The 25998-nt window shown below is 73.4% G+C and carries 27 protein-coding genes; 7 read left to right on the top strand and 20 right to left on the bottom strand.

Annotation, left to right across the window (positions count from 1 at the left end; all coding sequences use genetic code 11):
- Positions 1-11 precede the first annotated feature (11 nt).
- The 12 genes from JOD66_RS17470 to JOD66_RS17415 form a co-directional block, all read right to left on the bottom strand.
- Positions 12-1064 (bottom strand): alcohol dehydrogenase catalytic domain-containing protein, encoded by a 1053-nt coding sequence (locus tag JOD66_RS17470; protein ID WP_239545288.1) that lies wholly within the window; start codon positions 1062-1064, stop codon positions 12-14.
- Entirely contained in the window at positions 1061-1831 is a 771-nt protein-coding gene (locus JOD66_RS17465) for an SDR family NAD(P)-dependent oxidoreductase (RefSeq protein WP_204838109.1), read from the bottom strand. Before JOD66_RS17465 ends, JOD66_RS17470 begins: the two co-directional genes overlap by 4 nt.
- On the bottom strand, positions 1831-2586 hold the full coding sequence (locus tag JOD66_RS17460; RefSeq protein ID WP_204838108.1) for an SDR family NAD(P)-dependent oxidoreductase: 756 nt from the start codon (positions 2584-2586) through the stop codon (positions 1831-1833). The genes JOD66_RS17465 and JOD66_RS17460 overlap by 1 nt, the downstream gene beginning before the upstream one ends.
- Positions 2583-3803, bottom strand: a complete 1221-nt coding sequence (locus tag JOD66_RS17455) for an acyl-CoA dehydrogenase family protein (protein WP_204838107.1) — start codon at positions 3801-3803, stop codon at positions 2583-2585. Before JOD66_RS17455 ends, JOD66_RS17460 begins: the two co-directional genes overlap by 4 nt.
- A gap of 38 nt (positions 3804-3841) precedes the next feature.
- The gene (locus tag JOD66_RS17450; RefSeq protein ID WP_239545286.1) at positions 3842-4834 is read right to left on the bottom strand and encodes a phosphotransferase family protein; all 993 of its coding nucleotides are present in this window, start codon (positions 4832-4834) and stop codon (positions 3842-3844) included.
- On the bottom strand, positions 4834-6027 hold the full coding sequence (locus JOD66_RS17445; RefSeq protein WP_204838106.1) for an acyl-CoA dehydrogenase family protein: 1194 nt from the start codon (positions 6025-6027) through the stop codon (positions 4834-4836). The genes JOD66_RS17450 and JOD66_RS17445 overlap by 1 nt, the downstream gene beginning before the upstream one ends.
- A 1-nt stretch (position 6028) precedes the next feature.
- The gene (locus JOD66_RS17440) at positions 6029-7177 is read right to left on the bottom strand and encodes a thiolase family protein (protein ID WP_204838105.1); all 1149 of its coding nucleotides are present in this window, start codon (positions 7175-7177) and stop codon (positions 6029-6031) included.
- Positions 7174-7584: a Zn-ribbon domain-containing OB-fold protein gene (locus JOD66_RS17435; RefSeq protein WP_204838104.1), complete on the bottom strand. Its 411-nt coding sequence runs from the start codon at positions 7582-7584 to the stop codon at positions 7174-7176. Before JOD66_RS17435 ends, JOD66_RS17440 begins: the two co-directional genes overlap by 4 nt.
- A gap of 40 nt (positions 7585-7624) precedes the next feature.
- Positions 7625-8413, bottom strand: a complete 789-nt coding sequence (locus JOD66_RS17430; RefSeq protein WP_204838103.1) for an enoyl-CoA hydratase/isomerase family protein — start codon at positions 8411-8413, stop codon at positions 7625-7627.
- A 110-nt stretch (positions 8414-8523) separates the two neighbouring features.
- Entirely contained in the window at positions 8524-10467 is a 1944-nt protein-coding gene (locus JOD66_RS17425; protein WP_307823589.1) for an oxidoreductase, read from the bottom strand.
- Positions 10464-11261 carry an SDR family NAD(P)-dependent oxidoreductase gene (locus tag JOD66_RS17420; RefSeq protein ID WP_204838102.1) on the bottom strand — a complete coding sequence of 266 codons (798 nt, stop codon included), beginning with the start codon at positions 11259-11261 and terminating at the stop codon, positions 10464-10466. The genes JOD66_RS17425 and JOD66_RS17420 overlap by 4 nt, the downstream gene beginning before the upstream one ends.
- Complete coding sequence (locus tag JOD66_RS17415) at positions 11258-12874, bottom strand: MFS transporter (RefSeq protein WP_204838101.1); 1617 nt, start codon at positions 12872-12874, stop codon at positions 11258-11260. Before JOD66_RS17415 ends, JOD66_RS17420 begins: the two co-directional genes overlap by 4 nt.
- Positions 12875-12950: 76 nt before the next feature.
- Between JOD66_RS17415 and JOD66_RS17410 the strand changes: the two genes are divergently transcribed.
- A complete protein-coding gene (locus JOD66_RS17410; protein WP_204838100.1) occupies positions 12951-14279 on the top strand; it encodes an FAD-dependent oxidoreductase in 1329 nt (442 codons plus the stop codon).
- Positions 14280-14358: 79 nt separating this feature from the next.
- On the opposite strand, the gene JOD66_RS17405 is transcribed toward JOD66_RS17410, so the two are convergent.
- Positions 14359-15435 (bottom strand): acyl-CoA dehydrogenase family protein, encoded by a 1077-nt coding sequence (locus JOD66_RS17405; protein WP_204838099.1) that lies wholly within the window; start codon positions 15433-15435, stop codon positions 14359-14361.
- A gap of 144 nt (positions 15436-15579) precedes the next feature.
- Between JOD66_RS17405 and JOD66_RS17400 the strand changes: the two genes are divergently transcribed.
- The 6 genes from JOD66_RS17400 (at position 15580) to JOD66_RS17375 (ending at position 18144) form a co-directional block, all read left to right on the top strand.
- Positions 15580-15942 carry a nuclear transport factor 2 family protein gene (locus JOD66_RS17400; RefSeq protein WP_204838098.1) on the top strand — a complete coding sequence of 121 codons (363 nt, stop codon included), beginning with the start codon at positions 15580-15582 and terminating at the stop codon, positions 15940-15942.
- Positions 15943-15955: 13 nt separating this feature from the next.
- Entirely contained in the window at positions 15956-16327 is a 372-nt protein-coding gene (locus JOD66_RS17395; protein WP_204838097.1) for a hypothetical protein, read from the top strand.
- Between the two features lie 33 nt (positions 16328-16360).
- Complete coding sequence (locus tag JOD66_RS17390; protein WP_204838096.1) at positions 16361-16819, top strand: universal stress protein; 459 nt, start codon at positions 16361-16363, stop codon at positions 16817-16819.
- Positions 16816-17280 carry a GNAT family N-acetyltransferase gene (locus JOD66_RS17385; protein WP_204838095.1) on the top strand — a complete coding sequence of 155 codons (465 nt, stop codon included), beginning with the start codon at positions 16816-16818 and terminating at the stop codon, positions 17278-17280. The genes JOD66_RS17390 and JOD66_RS17385 overlap by 4 nt, the downstream gene beginning before the upstream one ends.
- Positions 17281-17407: 127 nt before the next feature.
- A complete protein-coding gene (locus tag JOD66_RS17380) occupies positions 17408-17764 on the top strand; it encodes a hypothetical protein (RefSeq protein WP_204838094.1) in 357 nt (118 codons plus the stop codon).
- A gap of 50 nt (positions 17765-17814) precedes the next feature.
- On the top strand, positions 17815-18144 hold the full coding sequence (locus JOD66_RS17375; protein WP_204838093.1) for a nuclear transport factor 2 family protein: 330 nt from the start codon (positions 17815-17817) through the stop codon (positions 18142-18144).
- 258 nt (positions 18145-18402) lie between these two features.
- Here the strand turns inward: JOD66_RS17375 and JOD66_RS17370 are convergent, their stop codons facing one another.
- The 7 genes from JOD66_RS17370 to JOD66_RS17340 all read right to left on the bottom strand — a co-directional run bounded on the left by JOD66_RS17370 (position 18403) and on the right by JOD66_RS17340 (position 25997).
- Positions 18403-20718 (bottom strand): hypothetical protein, encoded by a 2316-nt coding sequence (locus JOD66_RS17370; protein ID WP_204838092.1) that lies wholly within the window; start codon positions 20716-20718, stop codon positions 18403-18405.
- Positions 20719-21039: 321 nt separating this feature from the next.
- Positions 21040-21783 (bottom strand): 4'-phosphopantetheinyl transferase family protein, encoded by a 744-nt coding sequence (locus JOD66_RS17365; RefSeq protein ID WP_204838091.1) that lies wholly within the window; start codon positions 21781-21783, stop codon positions 21040-21042.
- A 58-nt stretch (positions 21784-21841) separates the two neighbouring features.
- A complete protein-coding gene (locus JOD66_RS17360; RefSeq protein WP_204838090.1) occupies positions 21842-22231 on the bottom strand; it encodes a carboxymuconolactone decarboxylase family protein in 390 nt (129 codons plus the stop codon).
- A complete protein-coding gene (locus tag JOD66_RS17355) occupies positions 22228-23037 on the bottom strand; it encodes an NAD(P)-dependent oxidoreductase (RefSeq protein WP_204838089.1) in 810 nt (269 codons plus the stop codon). The genes JOD66_RS17360 and JOD66_RS17355 overlap by 4 nt, the downstream gene beginning before the upstream one ends.
- Entirely contained in the window at positions 23037-23786 is a 750-nt protein-coding gene (locus tag JOD66_RS17350) for an SDR family oxidoreductase (RefSeq protein WP_204838088.1), read from the bottom strand. The genes JOD66_RS17355 and JOD66_RS17350 overlap by 1 nt, the downstream gene beginning before the upstream one ends.
- A gap of 124 nt (positions 23787-23910) precedes the next feature.
- Positions 23911-25371: an aldehyde dehydrogenase gene (locus JOD66_RS17345; protein ID WP_204838087.1), complete on the bottom strand. Its 1461-nt coding sequence runs from the start codon at positions 25369-25371 to the stop codon at positions 23911-23913.
- Entirely contained in the window at positions 25368-25997 is a 630-nt protein-coding gene (locus JOD66_RS17340) for a nuclear transport factor 2-like protein (protein WP_204838086.1), read from the bottom strand. Before JOD66_RS17340 ends, JOD66_RS17345 begins: the two co-directional genes overlap by 4 nt.
- Position 25998 lies beyond the last annotated feature (1 nt).

Below are 25998 nucleotides of genomic sequence, written 5' to 3'. Positions count from 1 at the left end.
GTTGATTCTGCTCACCGCGCCGGTACGACGACCGCGCGGCCCTGGATCTCGCCCGCGCGCAGCCGCGCGTAGGCGGCCGGCGCCTCGGCCAGGCTGAAGGTCTCGGTCTCGGCCCGCACCGCCCCGGAGGCGGCGAGCGCGACGACCTCCTCGAGGTCGCGCCGGGTGCCCCAGAAGGGCGCGGTGACGGCGAAGCCTCGCGGCAGCCGGCCACCCTTGGCCGCCTCGACACTGCCCCCGGCGGAGCCGACCACGACGATCCGGCCCCCGGGAGCCAGCAGGTCCGCCGCGGCGTCCAGGGTCTCCGGCGAGCCGACGAAGTCGAGCACGATATCCGCGCCCTGGCCGTCCTCACGGTCGTCGAGCCACTCCGCGGCGTCCTTCGCCGACGCGGTCACCGCGTCCGCGCCCAGCCGGATGGCGAGCCGGCGCGCCTCGGACCGCGGGTCGACCGCGACCAGGCAGGCGAGCCGGGCCGGTGCGAGCAGTTGGAGGGCGAGATGGCCGAGTCCGCCGACGCCGACGACCACGGCGGTCGCGCCGTCGAGGTCGGCGCCGAGCGAGCGCACCACGTGCTGGGCGGTCAGCCCGGCGTCGGTCAGCGGGGCGAGCCGGACCGGGTCGCTCCCCTCGGCCGCGACCAGGTGCCGGACGTCGGGCACCAGCAGGTAGTCGGCGAGCCCGCCGTCGTACCCGATGCCGCAGCCGATCGGGCCGGTCAGGGCGAAGCAGTAGTTCTCCCGCCCCCGGCGGCAGGCCCGGCAGCGGCCGCACGACCACACGCCGTGGACGGCGACCAGCCGCTCGAGCCAGGCGTGGTCGACCTCGGCTCCGGTGGCGACGACGGTGCCGACGACCTCGTGGCCCAGGGTGAACGGCAGCTCGTAGGGCATCCGCCCGGCCGGCGCGTCCATGATGTGCAGGTCGGAGTGACACAGCCCGGCCGCCTCGACGCGCAGCAGCACCTCGCCGGCCGCCGGCTCGGGCACGGGCAGCTCGACCAGCTCGGGCGGTGCGCCCCACGCCGTCAGGCGCAGGGCGCGCATGGTCCGCGGCAGGCTCATCGCGCGGTCCAGCCGCCGTCGACGGCCAGCACCTGGCCGGTGACATAGCTCGACGCGTCGGAGGCGAGGAAGAGCAGCGCGCCGTCGACCTCGCCGTCACGGCCACCGCGGGCCAGCATGGTGTTGCGCCGCACCCAGCCCGCCGACTTCTCGTTGGTGAACAGCCCCTCGGTCATCTCGGTATCGAACCAGCCGGGCACCAGGGCGTTGACGCGGACCCCGCGCCGACCCCACTGACCGGCCAGCTCGCGGGTCACGCCGATGACGGCAGCCTTGGACGCGGCGTATCCGGCGCCTCCGATCGGCGCCGTGGAGACCAGGCCGACCACGGAGGAGATGTTGACGATCGACGCGCCGCGGTCCTCGGGCAGCGCCCGGACCACGTCGACGGCGAGCCGGACGCCCGCGGTGAGGTTCAGGTCGAGGATCCGCCCGAACTCCTCCTCGGTCTCGCTCAGCGCGTCGGGCGGGCCGGGGATGCCGGCATTGTTGACCAGCACGTCGACGCCGCCGTTGATGTCGGTGGCGGCGGCCACCAGCCGCTCGCGGTCCGCGGCGACGGTGACATCGCAGGCGAGCGGCACCAGGCCCGGTACGTCGGCCGCCAACGCGTCGAGGCGGTCGGCCCGCCGGGCCGCGGCGACCACGGTCGCGCCGGCGCCGGCGAGGGCGCGCGCGAAGCCGGCGCCGAGCCCGGAGGACGCACCGGTGACGACGGCGACCCGCCCGGTGAGGTCGAAGGCGGCGAACGGCTGCGGAGCGGCCATCAGTACACCGCCGTCCGGCCACCGTCGACCGGGATCAGCGCACCGGTCGTGTAGCCGGCGACGTCGGAGGCGAGGTGCACGACCAGGCCGGCGAGCTCACGCGGGTCGCCGAGCCGCCCGGCGGGCAGCCGGTGGGTGACCAGGCCGATGAACTCCTCGTCCCACTCGCTCGCCATGTCGGTCGCGAAGGCGCCCGGCATCACGCAGTTGACCCGCACCGTCGGGCCGTACTCCTGGGCGAAGGCCCGGGTCAGGGCGTTGAGCCCGTTCTTGGAGGCCGCATAGGTCGCCTCCGGCGGGCTGGGCCGCTCCGCGCCGATGCTGGAGATGTTGACGATCGAGCCGCCACCGGCGGCGTGCATGTGGGCGCCGGCGACCGCCATCAGCCGAAATGGTCCCTTGAGGTTGACGTCGATGGTCTTGTCGAACAGCGCCTCGGTGACGTCCTTCGCGGACGGAGCCAGCGGCGCGATGCCCGCGTTGTTGACGAGCACGTCGATCCGGCCGTGCTCGGCGACGATCGCGTCGACCGCGGGCTCGATCGCGTCCCAGTCCCCGACGTGGAGGGGCAGCGGGTGCGCGGGGACGCCGCTGGCCGCGCTGATCTCGGCGGCGACCCTTTCGCAGGCGTCGGCCTTCCGGCTGGACACGACGACGGTCGCGCCGGCCGCGGCCAGCGCGTCGGCGATCGCCCGGCCGAGGCCGCGGGTGGCGCCGGTGACGAGGGCGACCTTGCCGTCGAGGAGCCCGGTCACGCCACGCCCGCCTCGGCGTCGTACTTCTTCAGCTCGCGCAGGGCGATGCTGCGCAGGTGGACCTCGGTCGGGCCGTCGGCGACCTGGAGCGCGCGGGTCAGCGAGAAGAGGCGGGCGAGCACGGTGTCGTCGCTGACACCGGCGGCGCCCCAGGCCTGGACGGCGCGGTTGACCACCTGGTGGGCCACCTCCATCGCCGCGACCTTGATCGCCGCGACCTCGGTGCGCGCCGACGCGTTGCCCGTCGTGTCCATCAGCCAGGCGGCCTTGAAGGTGTAGAGGCGGATCTGGTCGATCTCCATCCGGCTGCGGCCGATCCACTCCCGGACCACGCCCTGCTCGGCGAGCGGGCCGCCGAACGCCTCGCGGGTCTGCGCCCGGCGGCACAGCAGCTCGAGCGCGCGCTCGGCCATGCCGATCGCGCGCATGGCGTAGTGCATCCGGCCCGGCCCGAGCCGGCCCTGGGCGATCGCGAAGCCGTCGCCCTCGGCGCCGAGCATGTTCTCCGCGGGGACCCGGACGTCGGTGAAGGTGACCTCGCCGTGGCCGAGCCGGTCGTGGTAGCCGAACATCGGCAGGTCGCGCACCACCTCGACGCCGGGGGCGTCGGTCGGGACCAGGATCATGCTCTGCTGGCGGTAGGTCGGCGCCTCGGGGTCGGACTTGCCCATGAAGATGATCAGCCTGCAGTCGGGGTCGAGGACGCCGGAGGTGTACCACTTGCGCCCGTTGAGGACGTAGTGGTCGCCGTCGCGGCGGATCGTCGAGGTGATGTTGCGGGCGTCGGAGCTGGCGACCGCGGGCTCGGTCATCGCGAACGCCGAGCGGATCTCGCAGGCCAGCAGCGGGTCGAGCCACTCCTTCTGCTGCTGCTCGGTGCCGTACATGGCCAGGATCTCCATGTTGCCCGTGTCGGGCGCGGAGCAGTTGATCGCCTCGTTGCCGATGATCGAGCGTCCGACGATCCCGGCGAGCGGCGCGTACTCGAGGTTGGTCAGGCCCGCGCCACGGTCGCCGTGGGTCATGAACAGGTTCCACAGGCCCTGCTCCCGCGCCGTGCGCTGCAGGTCCCGCATCACCTGGGGCTGCTCGTGCGGGTTCGCGTTGGCGGCGATCTGGGCGTCGTAGACCGCCTCGGCGGGGTAGACGTGCTCGGTCATGAAGGTCTCGAGTCGCGCGGCCAGGTCGGCGGTGCGGGGGGTGGGTGCGAAGTCCACGGAGGATGCCTCTCGCGTCGGGGTGCGGGTTGCGGCGGTCAGGTGAGCCGGTCGGTGCCGGTCTCGATCAGGCGCGCGATGGTCGCGGGCAGCAGCTCCTGGGCGGGATCGTGGTGCCGTCCCTCGCGGTGCCGGCGCAGGTTGTGGCCCATGATCGCCGCCATCTTGAACCGGCCCAGGGCGTCGAACCAGGTGAGCTCGGCCGGCGGCGTGGCGCCGTCGGCGTACCGCTCGACCAGCTGCTCGGGCGTGGGCAGGCCGGGCACGATCCGGCCGACGCCGGGGAAGTTGGCGCCGTCGGCGAAGACCAGGAACCAGCCGAGCTCGACCCGTGGGTCGCCGGGGCTCCAGATCTCCCAGTCGATCAGGGCGGCCGGCTCGGTGCCGACCGAGAGCAGGTTGCCGAGTCGGTAGTCGCCGTGGACCAGGACCGGCGCGACGGCGGCCGGCGTCGCGTCGGCGAGCAGCCGCTCCAGGCGGTCCGCCCCGGGCACCAGCTCCGGCGGCACCGCGCCCAGGGTGCGGCTCCAACGGGCCAGCTCGTCGGCCGGCGAGAGCGGGTCGGCGTCGACCGGCAGCCGGTCGAGCGGCACCCGGTGCAGCCGCGGCAGGATCTCCGCGGCCCGGAGCATGCGGGCCGCGGCGAGCGCCGGCTCGACCGCCGGGTCGTCGAGCACCGGCTCCAGCGACTCCCCCGGCACCAGGCTCATCGCGAACCAGCCGGGCTCGGTCTCGTCGGTGGCGCAGATCCGGGGCACGGGCACGTCGGTGTCCGCCAGCGCCGCCATGATCCGCGCCTGGCGCAGCATGTCGTGACGGCCGATCGCACGCTGACCCGGCGGGACCGCCTTCACCACGAAGGACTGCTCGCCCAGGGTGATCCGGTAGGTCAGGCCGGAGTGGCCGCCCAGCATCGGCTCGAGCGCGGTCGGCGCGCCGTCGTACCCCTGGGCGCGGAGGCCGGCGACGACCCGGTCCTGGAGGTCGAGGGCGTGCAGCTCGGCCGGGGTGGGCCGGGTCTCGGTGGCCATCAGCGCGGCTCCCTGGGCAGGCCGAGCACCCGCTCGGCGAGGATGTTGTGCTGGATCTCGTCGGTGCCGCCGGCGATCCGGTAGCCGGGCGCGCCGAGCACGTGCTCGGTCCAGGCCCAGGCGCCCCACCGGTCGCTCTCGACGGTGAGGTCGGGCCCGAGCAGGGTCCGCACCACCTCGGAGGTGCGGGCCATGGTGTCGGTCGCGAGCAGCTTGCCGACCGATGCCTCGGGGCCGGCGTCGTGCCCGGCGACCACGGCCGCCGCGACCCGCATCCCGGTGAGGCGCTGGACGTAGCTGCGGGTGACCAGGTCGGCGACCTGGTCCCGCTCGAGCTCGGTGAGCGGCCGGCCCAGGTTGCGGGCCAGCTCCACGGCCTGGTCGGCGTTCTCCAGGCCGAGGTTGCCCGAGTCGAGCCGCTCGGACGCGAGCACGGTCAGCGCGACCTTCCAGCCCTGGCCCTCCGGGCCCAGCCGGTGGGCGTCGGACAGCCGGACGCCGTCGAGGTAGACCTCGTTGAACGAGCTGCCGCCCGTCATCTGCCGGATCGGGCGCACCTCCACCCCGGGCGCGTCCATCGGGACCAGGAAGGCGGTGAGGCCGGCGTGCTTGGCCACCGTGGCATCGGTCCGGGTGATGGCGAGGCCGTAGTCGGCGATCCGCGCGCCGGAGGTCCAGACCTTGTGGCCGTCGAGGACCCAGGCGTCGCCGTCGCGGACCGCGCGGGTCCGCACCGCGGCCAGGTCGGAGCCGGCGCCGGTCTCCGAGAAGAGCTGGCAGGCGATCAGGTCGGTGCGCACCATCGCCCGGACGTACGTCGCCCGCTGCTCCTCGGTCCCCCACTGGGCGATCGTCGGGGCGATCAGCTGCTGGGTGACCGGGAACATCTCGGTGCGCCGGGGGACGTCGTACTCGGCCTCGACCCGGCGGAAGGCGAGCAGGTACGACGTGGGCAGGTCGCGCCCGCCGTACTCCGCGGGCCAGGTGATCGCGCCGAAGCCCGCGTCGAACTTGGCCTGCTCGTAGCCGCGGATCCGGTCGGTCTCGGCCCGCTCCTCCTCCGCCGTCCAGTTCTCGAAGACGGCCACGGCGTCGGAGCCCTCGCCCCAGGGCCGGCGGGTGCGCGGCTCGGCCACGGTGGCGAGCCAGGACCGCGCCTCGGCGACGAAGGTGTCGATGTCGGGTGCGCTCATCTCAGACCCCCAGCACGGTGCAGGCGCTGATGCCGGGCGCGCCGTAGACGTGGGTGAAGCCGAGCCGCGGGCCGTCGGGGACCTGCCGGGCCCCGGCCTCACCGCGCAGCTGGGTCACGATCTCGTGGACCTGGCGCAGCCCGGAGGCGCCGATCGGCTCGCCGTTGGCGATGCAGCCGCCGTCGGTGTTGACCGGCAGCCGGCCGCCGATCTCGGTCTCCCCGGCGCCGATCCACTTCTCCTGCTCGCCGTGCTCGCAGAAGCCGCACTCGGCCAGGTGCATCAGCTCGGCACCGGCCTCGGTGTCCTGGAGCTGGGCGACGTCGATGTCGCCGGGACCGACGCCCGCCTGCTCGAACGCCGCCCGGGCGGCGGTGGTGCTGACGCTGGTCGGTGCGCCGGCGCCCTGGATCGAGGGACTGAACACCTCGAAGGTGCCGAAGGCGCGGGTGCGCGGCGCGACGGCGAGCACCTTGACCGCCCGGGCCTCCAGCCGCTTCGCGGCCGCGGCGCTGGCGACCACGATCGCGGCGCCGCCCTCGCCGGGCGAGCAGAACATGTACTGGGTGAGCGGGTCGTTGACCATCGCGGAGGAGGCCACCTGCTCCTCGCTCATGGCCTCGCGCCGCCAGGCGTTGGGGTTGAGCGCGCCGTTGCGGTAGGCCTTGGCGGCGATCTGCGCCAGCAGGCTCTCGGGGAGGTCGTGCTCGCGCAGGTAGCGCGCGATCTTGATCGCGAAGAACTGGGTGGTGACCATCAGGCCCGCGTCGCCGTAGCCGGCGGGCAGCCCCCAGTCCTCGGGACGCGGGTCGAACGCGCCGCGGGGGTGCTTGTCGAAGCCCACCGCGAGCGCGATCTCCGCGGCGCCCGAGCGGATCGCGTTGACGGCGGCGACCAGCGCACTGCCCCCGGTCGCGCAGCCGTTCTTGACGTTGGTGAAGGGGATGCCGGTCAGGCCGAGCTCGGCGACCAGGGTGTCGGCCAGGCCGGCCCCGTCGCTGCCGCCGAAGGCGACCTGCACGTCGGGCCAGGCGATGCCGGCGTCGGCCAGCGCGGCGTGGATCGCCTGGACGGCCATCGCCCGCCCGGTCACCCCGGGCTGGCGCCCGAAGCGCGAGAGCCCGGCGCCGATGATCGAGACCTCGCTCATCGGCCCTCCCCCTCGGCCCGGTGGGCGGCCAGCCACTCCGCGGTCGCGAACCGCGGGACCGGCTCGGTGGCCACCAGCGTGACCGTCGCACCGGTCAGCTCGGCCGGGTCGTCGACCGTGGTGGCGTCGAGGACGGCCTCCACGCGGACGCCGTCCGGGAGCTCGACGTACCCCACGGCGAAGGGCGTGAAGCCCTCCGCCGGGGGCACGTACGGAGGAGACTTGGGCGCGAACCGCTGCACCGTGTGCGCCCACACGGTCCCGCTGTCGGCCAGGGCCACGGCGGTCAGGTCGGCGCTCCCGCACCGCTGGCAGCCGGTCGCCTCGGGAAAGGCGACGTTGCCGCAGTCGCGGCAGCGACTGCCCGTCAGGTGGGCGGCTTGGGACGTGGCCGGCACGGCGGTCATCTCCTCGAGTGGATATCCAGCGCGGACAGGGTCGAACGGGTCAGCGACCGACCCACTTGGGCTCGCGCTTCTGGAGGAAGGCCTGGACGCCCTCCTTGCCGTCCTCGGACTGCAGCGCGTTGCCGACGGCCAGGTGCTCCATGATCATGAGCGACTTCACGTCGGCGTCGAGGCCCTGGTTGATGGCCATCTTGGTCAGCTTCATCATGAACGGCGACTTGTCGGTCAGGGTGCCGATGAACTCCTCGACCCGCTGGTCGAGCTGGTCGGCCGGCGCCGAGTCGTTGATCAGGTCGAAGTCCTTGGCCTCCTGGCCCGACAGGAGCTTGCCGGTGAGCATCAGCTCCTTGGTCTTGCGCAGGCCGATCATCCGCGGCAGGCGGTAGATCGGGCCGGCGCCGCCGAAGAGCGCGCGGCGGATGTGGAAGTCGCCGATCTTGGCGTCGTCCGAGGCGATCGCGAAGTCGCAGGAGATCATCAGCTCGAAGCCACCGGCGGTCACGTAGCCCTCGAGGACCGCGACCGACGGGGTGTTCATCGAGTAGAGGCGGTCGCAGACCTGGGCGCTGAGCACCGCGACGTCCATCGCGGTGGTGGTGCCGATGAAGTCGGAGAGCAGCTCGTCGAGGTCGAAGCCCGAGCAGAACTGGTTCTGCACGCCGCGGAGCACGAGGACCTTCAGGTCGGGGTCCTCGTCGACCTCCTTGATGATCTCGTCGAGGCGGTGCAGCAGCTCCACCGTGACGGCGTTCTTCTTGTGGGGGCGGTTGAGCCACACCCGGGCGACGTCGCCGTCCTTCTCGAGAAGAACGTGGTCGGTGTCCACCATGGTCATTAGTCCTTTCAGAACCGAACTGGATTCAGTTTAGTTTGAAGTGAGTTCAGTACACCTGTCAAGGGGCAGCGCCGCCGAATGCGCTCGGGACGCCGTCGTCGTGCTCAGATGCCGGCGCCCACGCGGTAGCCCTCCGCGATCGCGTGGCCGATCCGGCGCGGCGCGACGCAGTCACCGATCACACTGAGCTCCGCACCGGGCCCGTCCGACGGCCAGGCGCCCGGGAGCACCGGCACCCGGGGCTGATGCCACACCAGCACCGACTCCGGCACGGGGCTCGCGGCGCCGCTGAAGACGTCGCGCAGCACGGGCGCACCGTCCTCGGGCGCCACGAGCTCGCGGCCGACGTGGAGCTCGACGCCGGCCTGTCCCAGCCGGGTCAGCAGCGGCCCCGCGCTCTCCGCGGGCACCCGGGTCGCCAGGCCCGTGAGCGGCGTGGCGAAGGTGACCTGCCAGCCCTGGTGCGCCAGCGCCTCCGCGGCGCTGTAGGCCGGCCAGAAGCCGTCGCTCTCGTCGTAGACCAGGGCCCGCCGGTCCGGGAGATCCGGGATGCGGCCGAGGATCGCGTCGTCGACCGACACCACCGCGGGTACGCCGGACACCACCGGCGCCGGAGCGGGCCGGGCGCCGGTCGCGAGCACCACGTGGTCGGCCATCGACCGGATCTCGGCCAGGTCGGCCTCGTCGATCGCCGCGCCGAGGTTGACCTCGACCTTCAGCCGCCGCAGCTCCCGCTCGAGGTAGTCGACGATGTCGATGAGGGTCGCGCGCCGGGGCGCGGCGGCAGCGACCGCGACCGCACCCCCCAGGACCGGGGCCTGCTCGAACAGGGTGACCCGGTGCCCCCGTCCAGCCGCGACCCGGGCCGCCTCCAGGCCGGCCGGTCCCCCGCCGATGACGTAGACCTCCCGGCTGCGCGCCGCCCGCACCCCCACGCCCGGGTGGCGTCCGCGGCCGATCTCGGCGTTGACCGCGCAGTGCAGGTGCGGGTCGAAGGCCCGGCAGTCCTGGTTGACGCCGAGGCAGCCCCGGATCTCGTCGAGCCGTCCGGTCGCTGACTTGACCGGGAGGTCCGGATCGGCGATCAGCGCTCGCGCCATGCCCACCAGGTCGGCGTGCCCGGCCTTCACGATGTGGTCGGCCGTGGCGACGTCCCGGATCCGCTGGCCCACCAGCGTCGGGATCCCCGTCGCGGCCCGGACTCGCGCGGCGGACGGCACGGCGACCGCGTCGGGATGGGTCGAGTCCTTGACGTACCTGCCGCGGGTGCCATGGGTGATGCTGAAGTAGTCCACACCCAACGGGGCGAGATCCTCCGCGATGCGCACGCAGTCCTCGATCCCCATCCCCCCGGGGATCTCCTCCTCCCCGCTGAGCCGGACACCCAGCGCGAAGTCGTCGGGCATCACCGAGCGCATCGCCTCGATGACCAGGTGCGCGAAGCGCATCCGCCGGTCGAAGGAGCCGCCGAAGGCGTCCGTGCGCCGGTTGGTGAGCGGGGAGAAGAACTGGGCGACGAGATAGCCGTGGGCGGCGTGGATCTCCACCCCGTCCAGCCCGGCCTTGACCAGGTTCTCGGTCGAGACCCGCCAGCCCTCGACGATGTCGTCGATCTCGCGCACGCTCAGCTCGTGAGGCGGATAGGCGTCCCGGGGCGTCTTGATCGCGGACGGCGCCATCGGCGGGGCGTCCGACTCGCCGCCGATGAACTCGCGCCCGAGGTGGACCAGCTGGCCCACGAACTTCGCGCCGTGGCGGTGGATCACGTCGGCCTTCTCCCGCAGCGCCGGCACGACCTCGTCGACGTAGGCCTCGACCAGCTTGCGCGAGCGCAGGGTGGTGGTGGGGTGGACGACGATCGCGCCGCCCACCACCAGGCCGACCCCGCCGGCCGCGAGCCGCTCGAAGTGCTCCACGTCGCCATGCGTGGGCACCCCGCGCTCGACCAGGCTGGTGCCCGCCGGCAGCGCGACCAGCCGGTTGCGCAGTGTCATCGGGCCGACGGTGAACGGCGAGAACGCGTGCGGGAAGGCGTCGTGGCCGCTCACGAGACCGTGAACCTTCCGCCATTGCTCAGCAGCACCGCGCCCACGACGTTGGCGGCGCCGGGCGAGGCCAGATAGCAGATGTTGTCGGCGAGCTCCTCCGCGCTGGCGTAGCCGATCGCGCCGGTCGCCTCCATCGCCGCCCGGACCGAGGCCGGTGTCCGCCCGGCCATGGGGGTGTCGACCGGCCCTGGGGCCACCGTGTTGACCCGGATGCCGTAGGCGATGGCCTCCTTCGCGACGGACTGGCTCAGCGCGTGGACCGCGGCCTTCGAGGCGGCGTAGTGGGGATAGCCGACCAGGGTGTCGAAGGCGGCCGACGAGCCGACCGTGACGACCGCCCCGCTCCTCCGGGGCCGCATCGCCCGCACCGCCGCGCGCAGCACGTGGAAGGTGCCGTCGAGGTTGATGGCCAGCACCCGGCGCCACTGCTCGTCGCTGAGCCGCGCGATCACGTCGACCGGTGCATCGCCCTCGCCGGCCTCACGGATCCAGGCCTTGGCGACCGGGTCGTCGACGCCGGCGGTGTGGACCACCACGTCGAGCGGGCCCTGCGTGACGATGCCCTCGACGAGCGCGTCGACCGCGGCCGCGTCGGTGACGTCGACGCCGTACCCCGTGCCGCCCACCTCCGCGGCCACCGCGGCGGCGTTCTCGCCCACCACGTCGGCGACGTGGACCGCCGCCCCCTCCGCGGCCAGCCGGCGGGCCACGGCGGCGCCGATCCCCGACCCACCGCCACTCACCAGCGCGGTCCGTCCGGCGAACCGGGCCGCGGTCAGTGCGTTCTCGTTCATGCATCTCCTCCTGATCGATCCGGTCCCGTCGACGTCAGCAACGGGCCGATGGCCTGGGCACTGAGGGCCCGGACGGCGTCGCGCAGCCGCCTCTCGGGCACGGTCAGCCGAGTGGTCTCCTGCTCGAGCAGGAGCGCGCGGTCGCGCACGCGGTAGCTCTCGACCTGACGACCGGTGGCGTCCGGGTCGGGATCGAGGCGCCAGGCCCGCGCGCCCAGGCGCAGCCGCGACAGCCGCAGGTCGGCCATCGCCGCGCCGAAGGCGGCCTCCTGGCCCGGCGGGACCAGGTACTCGTAGCGGACCAGCAGCTCGCCCTCCTCGGCGCGCTCGACCAGCGCGGGGATCGCGGCGTCGGGCGTCGCGAGCACCGGCTCGATGCCGGCGCTCGAGCTCAGCCCGCCCAGCGCCAGCCAGCCGGCGTACCCGAGGAGCAGGATCGCGGCGATCCCGAGCGCCAGGTCGACGCCGACGGCATCGGCGACCGCGCCCCACAGCAGCGCGCCGAGCGCCTGGGCTCCCTGGAAGAGCATCAGCACCAGCGCGATCACGCGGGGCCGCACCCAGTCGGGCAGGGCCTGGTGCGCGAGCATCATCCAGGTGCTCTGCACCGCGACCCAGCCGACGCCGGCCAGCACCAGGAAGGGCGCCAGCAGCCACAGCTCCCGGACCAGGCCCAGCGCGAGCAGGTTGACGGCGTACGCCGAGGCGAGCAGGGCGACGAAGACATGGGCGGGCAACCGGGCCCGCACCCGCCCGAGGGCGAGCGCGGCGGTGACCGCGCCGACGCCGAGCAGGCCCATGGCGATGCCGAAGCCCGCGGCCCCGAGTCCCATCAGGTCGTGCACGGCCAGCGAGACCAGCGCCCACAGCGCGCTCGCGGGCAGACCGAAGAGCACCATGCGCACCAGCAGTCCGCGGGTCCACGGCGAGTGCCGGACGAACCGGAGCGCGCCGCCCACCGCGGCGCCGATGGACTCGGTGCGCGGCGCGTGGCCGTCGCCTCCCGGGCCGGCGAGAACCAACAGCAGCACGGCGCCGGCGAACAGCGCGGTGACCGAGCCGAAGAGCACGAACGGACCGCTGAGGCCGAGGAGGATGCCGGCGGTCAGCGGACCGACGGCGCGGGCGATGTTGAACACCGCGCCGTCGACCATGGCCGCCGAGGGCACCGCCGCCCGGGGCACCACCTCCGGCAGCAGCGACTGCCAGGCCACCCCCACCACGACCAGGGCGCCGCCGATCACGAGCACCGTCAGGAGCAGCGGGGCCGCGCGGTCGGCGCCGGAGAGCACGAGCAGGGACGCGGCGACCGAGGCGATACCGGACAGCGCGACCGCGCCCCCGATCAGCCGCTGCCGGCGCGCGTGGCTGACGACGACGCCGACGGGCAAGGCGAGCGCGATGAACGGCAGCGACATCGCCGCCGGGGCCAGGGAGACCACGACCGCGGCCTCGCCCCGCTCGGTGAGCAGCCACTGCACGCCGACCACGTGGACCCAGACCGCGATCGCGTTGACCAGCTGGACGGCGATCAGCAGCCGGAAGGTGCGCACCCGCAGCGCCGCCCCGGGTCCGGTCGACGCGGCGGTCCGGCGTACCGACTCGGGGACCATCTCCCACCATCCTCTTGAACTGAAGTGAGTTTAGTTTAGAGTAACGAGCATCACTGACGGAAGGGACGACTGCGAGATGGTCGAGACGGATCTGCTGGTCATCGGCGCCGGGATGGCGGGACTCACCGCTGCGGCGCGCGCCGCGCGCGAGGGCCGCCGGGTGGTGGTCGTCGAGGTCGGCGACGACGTCGGCGGGTCCGCGCGCTTCGCGGGCTACGCCTGGACCGCGCCCAGCCGCGCGGTCATGGACGAGGTCAACCCGCGCGGCGACGTCCGGCTGCGGCACGCACTCGTCGACCGCTTCCCGGACGGGGTCGAGTGGATCCGCTCGGTCGGCGTGGAGGCGCGCGACGCGGTCCCGATCCTCGGCTTCGGCAGCGGCCACCAGTTCGACACCAACCAGTACGTCGACCTTTGCCGCCGGGTCGTGGTCGACGCCGGCGGCGAGGTCCGGCTGCGCACCGAGACCACCCGCCTGCTCACCGACGGCGCACGGGTGGTCGGCGCCGAGGTCACCGGCCCGGACGGCCCCGAGGAGATCCGGGCCGGCTGGACGCTGCTGGCCACCGGCGGCTTCCAGGGCGACCCGGACCTGCTCGCCGAGAAGGTGCACCCCCGGGCCGGCGAGATGCAGCTGCGCGCCAACCCGCACAGCTCCGGAGCGGGCTACCGGCTCGCCACGGCCGTCGGCGCCGCGACCGGCCCCGAGGACGCCGGCTTCTACGGTCACCTGATCCCGAGCGGAGTCCCCTTCGCGGACCCGGCGGACTTCGTCGACCTCTCCCTCTACTACAGCGAGCACGCGCTGCTCTTCAACCTCGACAACCAGCGCTTCACCGACGAGACCCTGGGCGACCACCTGACGACGGTCGCGCTGCTCGAGCAGCCGGAGTCGCGCGGACTGCTCGTCTGCGACGCCCGGGTGCATCGCGAGTGGATCGTCGCCTCGTACGTCGAGGGCGCGGTCGCCGTCGACAAGTACGCCCTGGCCAACCGGCGCGGCGGGCGGGTCGGCCTGGCCGAGACGCTCGACGAGCTGGACTACCTGCCCGAGGAGTGGGGCTACGACGGCGCCGCGATCCGGGCCGCGATCGAGGAGTTCAACCGCACGGCCGCCGCGGGCGAGCCCCTGACACCGGGCCGCGCGAAGGACGCGGCGGCGCTGACCGAGGGCCCCTGGTATGTCGTCGAGTGCGTGCCCGCCGTGACCTTCCCGTTCCACGGGATCCGGATCGACGACCAGGCCCGGGTCCTCGACCCCGCCGGTGCGCCGATCCCCGGCCTGCTCTGCGCCGGCTCCGACACCGGTGGGCTCTACCACCGCGCCTACGCCGGCGGCCTCGCCTCGGCCCTGGTGTTCGGGCTGACCGCCGCGGCGACCGCCGCGGCCCCGGTCACCGCCTGACGGTCTGCGACGCGGGAGTCCAGACGCGCGAAGGGGCGCCCGGCTCGGCCGGGCGCCCCTTCGTCGTCGTTGCGCGGGATCAGACGCCGACCAGGTCGGCGACCCGCGCCCGCTGGGCCCGCGACGAGCCGAACAGGCCCTCGTCGCCGAGCACCCGGCGTACGTAGTAGTGGGCGTGGTGCTCCCAGGTGAAGCCGATGCCGCCGTGCAGCTGCACCGCCTCGTGCGCCGTCCGCATCGCGGCGTCGCCGCACACGGCGGCGGCGATGGTCGCGGGGAGCGCGGCCGCGGCCGGGTCGGCGTCGTAGGCGAGCGCGGCGTAGCGTGCCGCCGACCGGGCGCGCTCCTGGTCGACGAGGACGTCGGCGAGGCGGTGCTTGACCGCCTGGAAGGAGCCGATGGCCCGGCCGAACTGCTCGCGCTGCTCGACGTACTCCACCGTGCTCCGCAGCAGCTCGCCGACGATCCCGGCATGCTCGGCGGCGACCGCGAGGGCGGTCAGGGTCCGCAGCCGCTCGAGCGCCCGCGGCGCCCGCTCCGGGCCCACGACGCAGCGCGCCGGCGCGGCGTCGGCGGCGAGGTCGGCCTGCCGGCGGGTCGGGTCGATCGTGGTCCGCGCGGCGACCTCCAGGTCATCGGTCCGCAGCACGAACAGCGCGCTCCCCTCGGGGGTCGCGGCGTCCACGACGACGAGGTCGGCGGCGGCACCGTGCGGCACCCGCTCGCGGCGACCCCGGACCAGCCACCCGTCGCTCGTCCGCTCGGCCGTCAGCTCCGCGCCGCCCTGGGACACCGCGACGACGAGCTCACCGGCGAGGGCCGGCTCCAGCAGGTCGCCGATCCCGGCCGGCTGGTCCGCGGCGGCCAGCGCCTGGCAGCCGAGCACCGCCGAGCCGAGCACCGGCTCGGGCAGCAGCGCGGCGCCGCACTCCTCGAGGACGACGGCGAGGTCGGCGATGCCGAAGCCGTGCCCGCCGACCGCCTCCGGCACCGCGAGCCGGCCGATCTCGAGCTCGGCGTTGAGCCGGCGCCAGAGGTCCTCGGAGTAGCCCACCGCCGAGTCGGCCGAGGCGCGGACCTGCTCGTGGCCGGCGTCCTTGCGCAGCAGGTCGCGCACCACCTCCCGCAGCTGGTCGCGCTCGGCGACGGGCGCCATGAGCGCGGGATCGAGTTCTGGCCAGGGGTGGACCACGGCGCCCTCCAAAGAATTGGATTGAGTTCAGTTCAATTGAGGGTAGGCGCCCGCGCCGTGCGGGGCAAGCGCTGGACAGGGAGGCGCGAATTGAACTAGGTTCAGTCCATGTCCAGCACGACGCTCGTCCGCTACTACGCCGCCGTCGACGATGGCGACCTCGACACCGCGATGGCGTTCCTCGCGCCTGACGTGCGATCCGCGATCCTGCTGCCCGGCAAGGCCGTCCGCGGCACCCGTCGGGAGGACCTGCGCGCCTACCTGTCCGGTCGCGGGGACGTGGTCCGGCGTCATGTCCCGCTCCGCGAGAGCGTCGCGGGCGACCTGGAGTTCGTCTACGGCAAGGTCGTCGAGGACGAGCGCACCACCACCGGCCACTTCCTCGCCTCGGTGCGCGTCGGCGACGACGGGCTGATCACGGCGTACCAGGTGTCGTTCGACACCGAACTGTCCCTGCTGCCCGATGCCTGAGGAGCCGACCCCGATGACCGCGACCCCGCTGCTGCGCGACTGGTTCGAGATCATGGACTCGACCACCCCCGAGCGGGTGCTCGACATGATCACCGACGACTTCCGGCTCTCGATCCTGTTCTCCACCGGCGACCAGGCGGCCGAGTTCGAGGGCGACCGGGCGGGCCTCGAGGTCTACCTCGCCCAGCGCGAGGTGAGCGTGCTGACCCACCACATCCTCGGCGGCGCCCGGGTCGACGGCACCGAGCTGGTGCTCGGCGAGACCCGTCGCGACGGGGCGTTCGAGGCCTCGTTCAACGCCAGCGCGCAGCTCACCGACGACGGCGCCCGGGTCCGCCGCCTGCTCATCTGCCGCAGCCCCAAGGTGCGCTTCACCGACCGCTGAGGAGCGGCCCGCCGCTCGTCGTACCCTGGCCCGGTGACCCACCAGTCCAGCACCGGCTTCGAGCTCGGGCGTGACGGCACCGCCTGGATCGTGGCCGGCGTCGACGGCAGCGTGACCTCCGAGCGCGCGGGAGCGTACGCCGCCGGACTGGCCCGGCGCCAGGGCAGCCGGCTCGCGCTGGTCCTGGCCCGCGACCTGAGCACGGAGGCCTCGCTCGGTCAGGAGCAGGCAGTCCGGGCGGCGATCGAGGGCCAGGACGAGGTCGAGCGGAGCCTGCGCGCGGCCATCGCGCAGACCCAGTGGCCGGTCGACGTGGAGCTGTTCGTGCGTACCGGTCCGCCCGCGCGGGTGATCGCCGAGGTCGCCGAGGAGCTCGCCGCCGGCCTCATCGTGCTCGGCTCGTCGCGCCAGCACGCCTACCTGCGCCCCGGCGGTCCGCTGCCGGTGCAGCTGATGCGGCTGCGGCGGTGGCCGGTGCTGGTGGTGCCGTGAGCCCGCCGGTCGAGGTGCGCGACGCCCGCCCCGAGGACCAGGCCGCCCTGGCCGTCCTGTTCGACGCCTACCGGCGGTTCTACGACTGCCCCGCCGACCTGCCCCGAGCTCGCGCGTTCGTCGCCGACCGGCTGCGCGAACGGGACTCGGTCATCCTGGTCGCCGAGCGCGACGGCGAGCTCGGCGGCTTCGTGCAGCTCTACCCGACCCTGTGCTCGGTCGAGGCCGGGCCGATCTACGTGCTCTACGACCTCTTCGTACGACCCGACCGCCGCGGGCAGCAGGTCGGGCGGACGCTGATGCGCGCCGCCGCCGACCGCGCCCGGCGCGACGGCGTACTGCGGATGGACCTGTCGACGGCGACGACCAACACGGCCGCGCAGGCGCTCTACGAGTCGGAGGGCTGGCGGCGCGACGACGAGTTCCACCACTACTCGCTGACGATCACCCCGAACGCCTGAGCTCGTCCCACGGCCGGCACCGGCTCCGGAAGAAATCCGGGCGGGTTCGCGTCACGAACGCCCGCGCCCGCTGTCTCCTCCACGAGGGAGCACGGGAGCCGGGCCGGATCCGGCAGGAGGAGGAACGATGAGCCGAGCACCGGGAACCACCACGGGGGCGCTGCTGCCGTGCAATGTGCTGCCCTTTCCGACCCACCTCGAGCAGCGCGCGTCCGCCATGGAGCGGACCCTGGCGCGGATGGTCGAGGAGGACGTCCGCGCGGAGCTCCGGGGCCCGCACCTCGTCATCGCGCACGGCCCGACGGGCGACCGCTACTTCGGCCCCTTCGCCAGCCGCGCGGAGGCGGTGGCCGTGGCAGACTCCGAGAGCCGGGAGTGGGCGAGCGAGTTCCCCGAGTCGCCGGTGACCTTCGCCGTCGCGCCGCTCGTCCGCGGCGACCAGCTGGGGGCGCACGACGCCTCCCCCGCCTACCGCCGGCACTGAGCCGGTCCCTTCGCTCGCGCGACGTGCGAGCCGAGCATCGAGGAGCAGCCATGACCACGCAGGTACCCGAGCCCGTCGCCTCGCTCATCGCGGCCGTCAACGGTCACGACGAGCAGGCCTTCCTGGACGCCTTCACCGCCGACGGGTACGTCGACGACTGGGGCCGCGAGTTCCGCGGGCGCGAGGCGATCGACGGCTGGAGCAGCAAGGAGCTGATCGGCGCCGAGGGCACGCTCACCGTCCAGGAGGTGAGCACGACCGACGCCGGCGAGGTGGTCGTGGTCGGCGACTGGCGCAGCAACTACGCCAACGGCCTGAGCCGCTTCACCTTCGCCGTGGCCGGCGAGCAGGTCGCCTCGATGACCATCCGGGAGGGCTGAGCCCGCCCACGCCACGGAGCCCGGGCCGAGGATCGCTCCTCGCCCCGGGCTCCGTGGCGTTCAACCGGGTGGCCGGTCAGGCGGTCAGCCGGTCGTTGCGGGCCGCTGTAACACGTTGCCCGCCGCTCTTCCCGACCCCAGACGTCGCCCGAGGGGCGCTGTGCGGGTCGCCCACATCGGACACGGGTCAGCAAGGGCAGCGGACAACGTGTTACAGCGCCGCCTTCACGCCGCCCTCACGCCGCCCTCACGCCACCCTCACGCCACCCGCCGCCGCATCGCCAGCACCAGGCCGGCGCCGGCCAGCACCAGACCGCCGCCGAGCGGCAGCAGCCAGCCGGCGGGACCGCCGGTGTTCGGCAGGCCGGTGGCGGCGGTGGCGCTGTCGACCTCGCCCTCGCTCGCCTTGCCCGGGTTGTGGGTCTCCTCGACGCCACCCACCGTGCAGACCACGCCCGAGTCGGTCGGGGTCGCCGGGAGGTTGTAGACGTACGTCGGCTGGTCGCCCGCGAACACCTTCCCGAGCTTGCCGATCAGGGTGATCACGCCGTTGACCACGCTGACGGTGTAGTCCGCGGTCTCCGCCGGAACGACCCAGGTCGCGTTGGACGTGACGCCGGCCGGGTTGCACGGGTCGTTCGGCGCGATGGCCGGCGCGACCAGGCAGGCCGTGCCGGAGTCGGTCGGCGTTGCCGCCACCTGGTAGGTGTACGTCGTCGCGTCGCCGTCGAAGCGGTAGTCGTCCTTGGCGGTGAGCACGATCTGCCCCTGGACGATCGCGACGGAGTACTCGTCGGTCTCGGCCGGCAGCACCCACGTGGCGTTGTTCGGGCCACAGGGGTCCTTGGTGTCCAGCGGCGGGACCACGATGCACGCGATGCCGCTGTCGGTCGGCGCCGGGATGGTGACCTGCTTCTGCATGTTCGGGAAGTAGGCGTTGCCGGTGGCCGTCAGCGTGATGCTGCCGTCCGGGTTGGACGTCACGGTCCACGGCCCCTGCGGTACGGCGCCGAAGACGGCGTTGCCCGGCCCGCACGGGTCGATCTTGGGCACGGTCGGCACCGTCGCCGCCGATGGACACTCGGCCACGTCGACGTCGTGCGCCTGCTCGTTGGGCTCGGCGAACCGGATCGCGATCGAGTTCTGCTCGTCGTTGAACGGGACCGGGAAGGACGTGTTGTCCGGCCACTGCGCCGCGTTGACGCTGACGATGATGATGTGGTCGAGCACGCCCGGCGGGGTGGAGACGTACTTGCAGACCACGATCTTCTTCGGGCAGGCCGTTGTGTTGGTCTCCGTCGGCTTGGGCAGCGTCACCTCGGTGTCACCGCCGGGGAAGGTGGTGTTGGGGCCGGCGGTGATGGTCACCGAGCCGTTCGGGTTGAGGACGGCCGTCCACTCCCCGTTGGGCGCCGTCGGCAGCGGGGTGCGGAAGGCGGCGTTGCCGGACCCGCACGGGTCGTCGGCCGGGATCTGCGGCACCGGGATCTCGCCCTGGGCGCACGCCTGGATGCTGTCGGCCGGCTTCGGCACGTTGACCGAGGTCTGGCCACCCGGGAAGGTGACGCCCGCCCCCGGCTTGACGGTGAAGGTCACCGAACCGTCGGGTTGGACGGCGCCGTCGTACTCCGCGGTCGCGGGGACCGGGGTGCGGGCATGGATGTTGCCGGGTCCGCACGGGTCGTCCCACTGCACGGCCGGGACCGGGATCTCGACCGGACAGGCAGCGGTGTAGGTCTCGGTCGGCTTCGGCAGGGTGACCGTGGTCGAGCCGCCGAAGAAGAGGTAGCCGGCGTTGGCGACCAGGGTGATCGAGCCGTCGCCGTTGCGCACGACCATGTAGTTGCCGGCCGGCACCTGACCGTAGACGGCGTTGTTCGCGCCGCACGGGTCGTCGACGGGGACCGTCGGCACGGAGATCTGCTGGGGGCACTCGGACAGCGCCACGTCCTTGGCCTGCTCGCCGTCGTTGGCGTAGCGGATCGCCACCGAGATCTGCGCGTCGGCGAAGGCCCAGGGGAAGGTGCCCGGGAAGCCCGGCAGCGAGTTCACGCTGGGGATCACGATGTGGTGCAGCACGCCCGGCGGCGTCGACACGTACTTGCAGACGACGACCTTCTTGGTGTTGACCGCGGCGGCCGCGGCGGCGAAGGAGGTGCTCGGCGCCTTGTTGGCCACGGGCGGCTTCGCCACCTCGGGCGCGGGCTGCGCGGCAGCCTCGGTCGGCTCGGCGGTGGCCTCGTCGGGCAGCGCGGACTCGTCGTCGTCGCTCTTCGGCGCGGGCTTCTCACCCTCCTCGGAGGGCTGGTCGGACGGCGTCGGCTGGTCGGACGGCTTCGGCTCCGGCTTCGGCTCCGGCGCGGGCTTCGGCTCCGGCGTGGGCTTCGGCTCCGGCTCGGGGCTCGGCGTCGGGTCCGGCGTCGCCGTGGACTGCGAGCTGTCGGGCGCGGCCGGCGCCGGGTCCACGTCGTCGGCGCGCGCGGGCCCAGTGAGCACGGTGCTCACCATCACGACCGTCGGCAGCAGCAGTGCCCAGGTGGTCGGGCGCCAGATTCGGCGCGGAGAGTTCGTCATGTGCGGGATACCCCCATTGCGCCGCGTCGAGGGGGGCCGACGCGACCAATTGCAAGGTGAGAACACGGGCGGTCCGCGGACGCACGACGACGGTGGGCGCCTGATGTCCACGCCCCACCGCGAAACCCAGGCCCCTACAGAGCCGCTCCGGTCGTCCGCGCCTTCCCGAGCAGGAAGGGGCGATCGGAACCCAAGTAGGGAGCATAGGCAGGACCAAGGTCCCGGGGGCCAGGTTTTCGGTGAAATCCGGCGTACAGGCGGCCTCAGATCTGATATTTAACCTTCGCGGGTGACCTGAGCCACACAAGATCCGGTCGCCGACTACCTCTGCAGCGCGAGCGCGGCGCCGTAGCCCTCCGGTACGACGACATCGCGCACCGTCCACGACCCGAGGCTCCGACCGGGCGCGCCGTCGGTGCCGAGGTAGTCCAGGTGGGGATCGCGGCCGAGCCCGATGCCGATCCCCTTCAGATATGCCTCGGTGCGCGACCAGGCGCGGGTGAACCGCACCGTCGCCCGGCCGCCGTCGAGGGTGCCGTGGGCAGCGGCCTCGATCTCCTCGAGCTCGCGGGGGTGCAGCAGCTTGGCGAGCGCCACCGGGTCGTCGGGGTGGCGCTCGACGTCGATGCCGACCGCTCCGTCGGCCACCGCGACCAGCACCTGCCCGGGGGTGTGGCTCAGCGAGAACTCGACCCCGGCGCCCTCGGCCCGCGGGCGGCCGTGGGGCTCACCGCACCCCGGACAGGGATGCCGTCCCCAGACCACCTTCTCGGGCGGGGTGTCCGACACCGAGCCGACGACCAGGCGCGCGGCGGCGTGCGCGATCTCGTAGGCGCGGCGCAGCTCGGCCCGGACGTACGACGACGCCTGGCGCCGCTCGTCCTCGTCGAGCCAGTCGCGGGCGACCTCGAGCTCCTCGTCGCCGAGCGTCTCGGTCGGGACGCGCCAGACCGCGACTCCCTCCGCACCCCGGGTCACCGAGGTGTTGAGCAGGGAGTCGAGGACGTCCGGGGTCACCGGCTCGGCCTGCTGGTCCGGTACGGCCTTCGCCACGTCGCGCGTCATCACTGCCGAGGCTAACAAGACGGTGTGAGCGGGCTCACCGCGCGGTCGGGCGCCACGCTCAGAAGCCGGTCTTGCCGCGCCGCGCCTTGGCGATCGTCTCCTCGACGATCGAGTTGAGCCGGGCGCCCTGCGGCCAGCCCGCGTAGTGGCTGAGGAAGACCACGATCTCGCGCAGCGCGTCGTCGTCGAGCTCGCCGGCGGCATGAGCGGCCGGGACCTGGATGCCGAGCACGTCGGCCGCCCCCTGGCCGGCGAGCATGCCGATGAGCAGCAGCCGGCGGTCGCGGTCACTCAGCCCGGGGCGCTCCCAGATGTCGGCGAACAGGTGGTCGGCGGTGTAGCGGAAGAAGTCGCCGTCCCCGTCGCTCATGTCGAAGCCGTAGACCTGCTCCATCTTGCGCAGCCCCCTGGCCCGCACCTCCGGCAGGTCGTCGAACTTGTCGCTCATCGCAGTCCCAGTCCCTTCGCGAGTCGTGGCAGCGCCTCCCGCGCCAGTGGTACGTCGACCCCGAGCTCGTCCGCGAGGGCGATCGCGAAGCCCAGGTCCTTCTCCCCCAGCGCGGCGACGTGGGAGAAGACGCCGTGCCAGAAGTCGTCCTCGGCGAGCGGCGCCGTGGTGTCGCGGTACATGATCGCGCCCGGACCGCCGGTGATCGCGTCGGTGTGGCGGACCACCTCGCCGAGCGTCGCGAGGTCGAGGCCGGCGGCCTCCGCGAGGCGCTGAGCCTCGGTGACGGCGGTGAAGGCGACGAAGTGGATCAGGTTGCGGGCCAGCTTCATCCGGGTGCCGGCGCCGATCGGGCCGGCATGGACCACCCGGCTGCCCATCGCCTCCAACGCGGGGCGGGCCACGGCGAAGGCGTCCTCGGGGCCGCCCACCATGATCGCCAGGCTGCCCTCGGCCGCCCCCATCGGGCCGCCGCTGACCGGCGCGTCGAGCACCCGGCGTCCGGCGGCGGCCAGCTCGACCGGCGTCGTCGGCGCGACCGTCGAGTGGACGACCAGCACCACCTCGACGGGCAGCTCGGCCGCGACCGCCCGCACCTGGTCGTCGTCCCGCACCATCACGCAGACCACGTCGGCGTCGAGCTCGGCGACGGCGGACACGGCCGTGGCCCCGGCGGCGACCAGCTCGGCGACGGGATCCGGGGCGACGTCGTACACCCGCAGGTCGATGCCCTCGGTGGCGGCGAGGCGCAGCGCCATCGGCTTGCCGATGTTGCCGAGACCGACGAACCCGACGACGGTCGTCATCAGAGCCGGAAGGTCTGGCCGCCGTCGACCGCCAGGATCTGGCCGGTGACCCACGACGCGTCGTCGGAGAGCAGGAACAGCAGCGCACCCACCATGTCGTCGACCGAGCCCATCCGCTTGATCGCGAGGCTGGTGCGGACGATGTCCTTGGCCGCGTCGCCCGCCTGGGTGCGGGTCGCCTCGGTGTCGGTCGGCCCCGGCGCGATCGCGTTGACCCGGATCCGCTGGCCGCCGAGCTCGTGGGCGAGCTGCTGGGTCAGGCTGTTGATGCCGGCCTTGGCGAGCCCGTAGAAGCCGGAGTAGAGGTACGCCGCCGTGCTGGACTGGTTGACGATCGCGCCCCCGCCGCGCCTGGCGATCTCGGGGTAGACCGCCCGGGTCATGACGAGGGCGCCGTCGAGGTTCACCGCCATGAACTGCTTGTAGTAGTCCCAGTCGACGCTGATCAGCAGGTTGAACTCCATGCTCCCGTAGATCGCGGCATTGTTGACCAGGTGGTCGATGCCGCCGAAGCGCTCGACGGTCCTGCTGACGAGGGCCGCGGCCGACTCGGCGGAGGAGACGTCACAGGGCACGAACAGCGCCTGGCCACCGTCGGCCTCAATCTGCTTCGCGACCTGCTCCCCGGCCTCGGCGTTGAGGTCCGCGACCACGACCGCCGCGCCCTCCCCGGCCAGCGCGCGGGCGTAGGCCTCCCCGATGCCCTGCGCCGCGCCGGTCACGACGACGATCTTGTTCTGGAAACGCATGTTCACTCCTGTCACTCTGGTGCTGCGGAATCACCGGTTGACCGGTTGTTCCTGCACTTGTCGGCCGTTGCAACGCACGTCAAGTGCAGGAACCGCCGGTCGACCGGCGATTCCTGCACCCCCCTCACGCCGGCTCCGCCACCGTCTTGATCTCCAGGTACTCCTCGAACCCGGCCACGCCCATCTCCCGTCCGAGACCGGACTGCTTGTACCCGCCGAACGGCGCGTCCGGGCTGAACCACACACCCCCGTTCACCGCGAGCGTCCCCGTCCGGATCCGCGCGGCGACGGCCTTCGCCCGGTCCAGCGACGCCGAGTCGACCGACCCCGAGAGCCCGTACGCCGAGTCGTTGGCGATCCGGACCGCGTCGTCGTCGCCGTCGTGCGCGATCACCACCAGCACCGGCCCGAAGATCTCCTCCTGCGCGAGCCGAGACGAGTTGTCGAGGCCGGCCACGACAGTGGGCTGCACCCAGAAGCCGGGCCGGTCGATGAACGAGCCGCCGGTGGCGAAGCTGCCCCCCTCCTCCAGCGCCACCGAGAAGTACGCCGCCACCCGGTCGCGCTGCGCCGCCGAGATCACCGGGCCGCAGATCGCGCCCGGGTCCCGCGGATCGCGTGCGCCGATCGACTCCATCGTCGACGCCGCGACGGCGACCGCCTCGTCGTACCTGTCGCGGGGGACGATCAGCCGGGTGGTGATGGCGCAGCCCTGGCCGGCGTGGATGCAGGCGGCGAAGGCGGTCGCGCCGGCCACCGCGCCGACGTCCGCGTCGTCGAGGGCGATCGCCGCCGACTTGCCGCCGAGCTCGAGGAAGACCTTCTTCAGGGTGGGCGCGGCCGCCGCCATGATCGCCCGGCCGACCACCGTCGAGCCGGTGAAGGACACCATGTCGACGCGGGGGTCGGTCGACAGCACCGACGCGACCTCGTTGGACCGCGGCGTCACGACGTTGAGGACGCCCGGAGGGAGGTCGGTGTGCTCGGCGGCCAGCCGCCCCAGCTCAGCGGCCACCCACGGGGTGTCGGGGGCGGGCTTGAGGACGACGGTGCAGCCGGCGGCCAGGGCCGGACCCACCTTGGCGAGGTTGATCTGGGTCGGCACGTTCCACGGCGTGATCGCGGCGACGACACCCACCGGCTCCCGGTGGACGGTCCGCCGCGAGGGGATCCCCATCGGCGCCGCGACGCCGAGGTCGGTGGCGAACGCGTAGGTCTCCAGCAGGTCGGTGACCCACCGCAGCCCGTCGACGGGTACGTCGAACCCGGCCGCACCCATCATGAAGCCGGGCATGCCGACCTCGGCCGTCGTCAGCGCGCGGAAGGCGTCGGCGTTCTCCAGCAGCGCGGCGTGCAGCTGGCGCAGGCACCTGACCCGGAGCGCGACGTCGGTCGACCAGTCGCTCTCGTCGAAGGCCCGGCGGGCGGCGGCGATCGCGGCGTCGACGTCGGCCGCCGTACCGTCAGGTGCGACGCCGATCTCGGAGCCGGAGGCGGGGTCGAGGATCGGGTAGGTCTCGCCGGACGAGGCGGCGACCAGCTTGCCGTCGATCAGCTGCTGGGCGGCGGGAGGCAGCGCCGTCACGACGACACCCCCGGAGCGGCCTGGGTGACGTACCGACCGGCCTCGACCGGCGGCGGCCAGAGCGTCGAGGGCAGGTCCTCGTAGTGGTAGTGCCCGGGAACGCCGTGCCCGGTGACCTCGAGCCGCTTCATCAGGGTCTCGGGTGCCTTGCCGGACTTGAGGATCTCGACGAAGGTGTGGCCGGTCGACGGCAGGTCGAACCAGTCGCGCTGCCAGTCGATCTTGATCTGGCCGGCGTCGGCGCCCTCGGTGACCCGCTTGAGCCCGAACCACGAGCCGCCGATGCCGAGGATCTCGAACTCCTTGCCGGTGGCGTCGTCGATGATCCCCGCGCGCTGCTTCCAGAAGCCCAGCACCATCGACTTCTGCTCGTCGATCATGGTGCAGACGTAGTCGTAGTGCCAGCCGTCGAGGCCGTCCATCTCGATGCCGATCGCCCAGTCCCGGATCTGGTCGCGGCCGACGGCCATGAAGTGCTCGTCGGGGTGGTACATCCAGCCGTACGTCGCGTCCTCGGCGTACCACTCGGCCATCGGCCGCCAGTCGCCGGCCGCCTCGACGTCGCGGTTGATCTGCAGCCAGGAGTCCCAGAACTCCTCGATCTCGGCCCGGGTCAGGTCACTCATG

Source organism: Nocardioides nitrophenolicus (assembly GCF_016907515.1).
GTDB classification, from domain to species: Bacteria; Actinomycetota; Actinomycetes; order Propionibacteriales; family Nocardioidaceae; genus Nocardioides; species Nocardioides nitrophenolicus.
This window is presented reverse-complemented; position numbering and strand designations above follow the sequence as displayed.

Excerpts from the sequence above, each read along its gene's own strand:
- JOD66_RS17355 (WP_204838089.1), bottom strand. The coding sequence starts at position 23,037 with ATGACGACCGTCGTCGGGTTCGTCGGTCTCGGCAACATCGGCAAGCCG.
- JOD66_RS17405 (WP_204838099.1), bottom strand. The coding sequence starts at position 15,435 with ATGGCGCCCGTCGCCGAGCGCGACCAGCTGCGGGAGGTGGTGCGCGAC.
- JOD66_RS17445 (WP_204838106.1), bottom strand. The coding sequence starts at position 6,027 with ATGAGCGCACCCGACATCGACACCTTCGTCGCCGAGGCGCGGTCCTGG.
- JOD66_RS17410 (WP_204838100.1), top strand. The coding sequence starts at position 12,951 with ATGGTCGAGACGGATCTGCTGGTCATCGGCGCCGGGATGGCGGGACTC.
- JOD66_RS17440 (WP_204838105.1), bottom strand. The coding sequence starts at position 7,177 with ATGAGCGAGGTCTCGATCATCGGCGCCGGGCTCTCGCGCTTCGGGCGC.
- JOD66_RS17470 (WP_239545288.1), bottom strand. The coding sequence starts at position 1,064 with ATGAGCCTGCCGCGGACCATGCGCGCCCTGCGCCTGACGGCGTGGGGC.
- JOD66_RS17415 (WP_204838101.1), bottom strand. The coding sequence starts at position 12,874 with ATGGTCCCCGAGTCGGTACGCCGGACCGCCGCGTCGACCGGACCCGGG.
- JOD66_RS17450 (WP_239545286.1), bottom strand. The coding sequence starts at position 4,834 with ATGGCCACCGAGACCCGGCCCACCCCGGCCGAGCTGCACGCCCTCGAC.
- JOD66_RS17340 (WP_204838086.1), bottom strand. The coding sequence starts at position 25,997 with ATGAGTGACCTGACCCGGGCCGAGATCGAGGAGTTCTGGGACTCCTGG.
- JOD66_RS17375 (WP_204838093.1), top strand. The coding sequence starts at position 17,815 with ATGACCACGCAGGTACCCGAGCCCGTCGCCTCGCTCATCGCGGCCGTC.
- JOD66_RS17395 (WP_204838097.1), top strand. The coding sequence starts at position 15,956 with ATGACCGCGACCCCGCTGCTGCGCGACTGGTTCGAGATCATGGACTCG.
- JOD66_RS17350 (WP_204838088.1), bottom strand. The coding sequence starts at position 23,786 with ATGCGTTTCCAGAACAAGATCGTCGTCGTGACCGGCGCGGCGCAGGGC.
- JOD66_RS17430 (WP_204838103.1), bottom strand. The coding sequence starts at position 8,413 with ATGGTGGACACCGACCACGTTCTTCTCGAGAAGGACGGCGACGTCGCC.
- JOD66_RS17420 (WP_204838102.1), bottom strand. The coding sequence starts at position 11,261 with ATGAACGAGAACGCACTGACCGCGGCCCGGTTCGCCGGACGGACCGCG.
- JOD66_RS17435 (WP_204838104.1), bottom strand. The coding sequence starts at position 7,584 with ATGACCGCCGTGCCGGCCACGTCCCAAGCCGCCCACCTGACGGGCAGT.
- JOD66_RS17465 (WP_204838109.1), bottom strand. The coding sequence starts at position 1,831 with ATGGCCGCTCCGCAGCCGTTCGCCGCCTTCGACCTCACCGGGCGGGTC.
- JOD66_RS17370 (WP_204838092.1), bottom strand. The coding sequence starts at position 20,718 with ATGACGAACTCTCCGCGCCGAATCTGGCGCCCGACCACCTGGGCACTG.
- JOD66_RS17365 (WP_204838091.1), bottom strand. The coding sequence starts at position 21,783 with ATGACGCGCGACGTGGCGAAGGCCGTACCGGACCAGCAGGCCGAGCCG.
- JOD66_RS17400 (WP_204838098.1), top strand. The coding sequence starts at position 15,580 with ATGTCCAGCACGACGCTCGTCCGCTACTACGCCGCCGTCGACGATGGC.
- JOD66_RS17360 (WP_204838090.1), bottom strand. The coding sequence starts at position 22,231 with ATGAGCGACAAGTTCGACGACCTGCCGGAGGTGCGGGCCAGGGGGCTG.
- JOD66_RS17380 (WP_204838094.1), top strand. The coding sequence starts at position 17,408 with ATGAGCCGAGCACCGGGAACCACCACGGGGGCGCTGCTGCCGTGCAAT.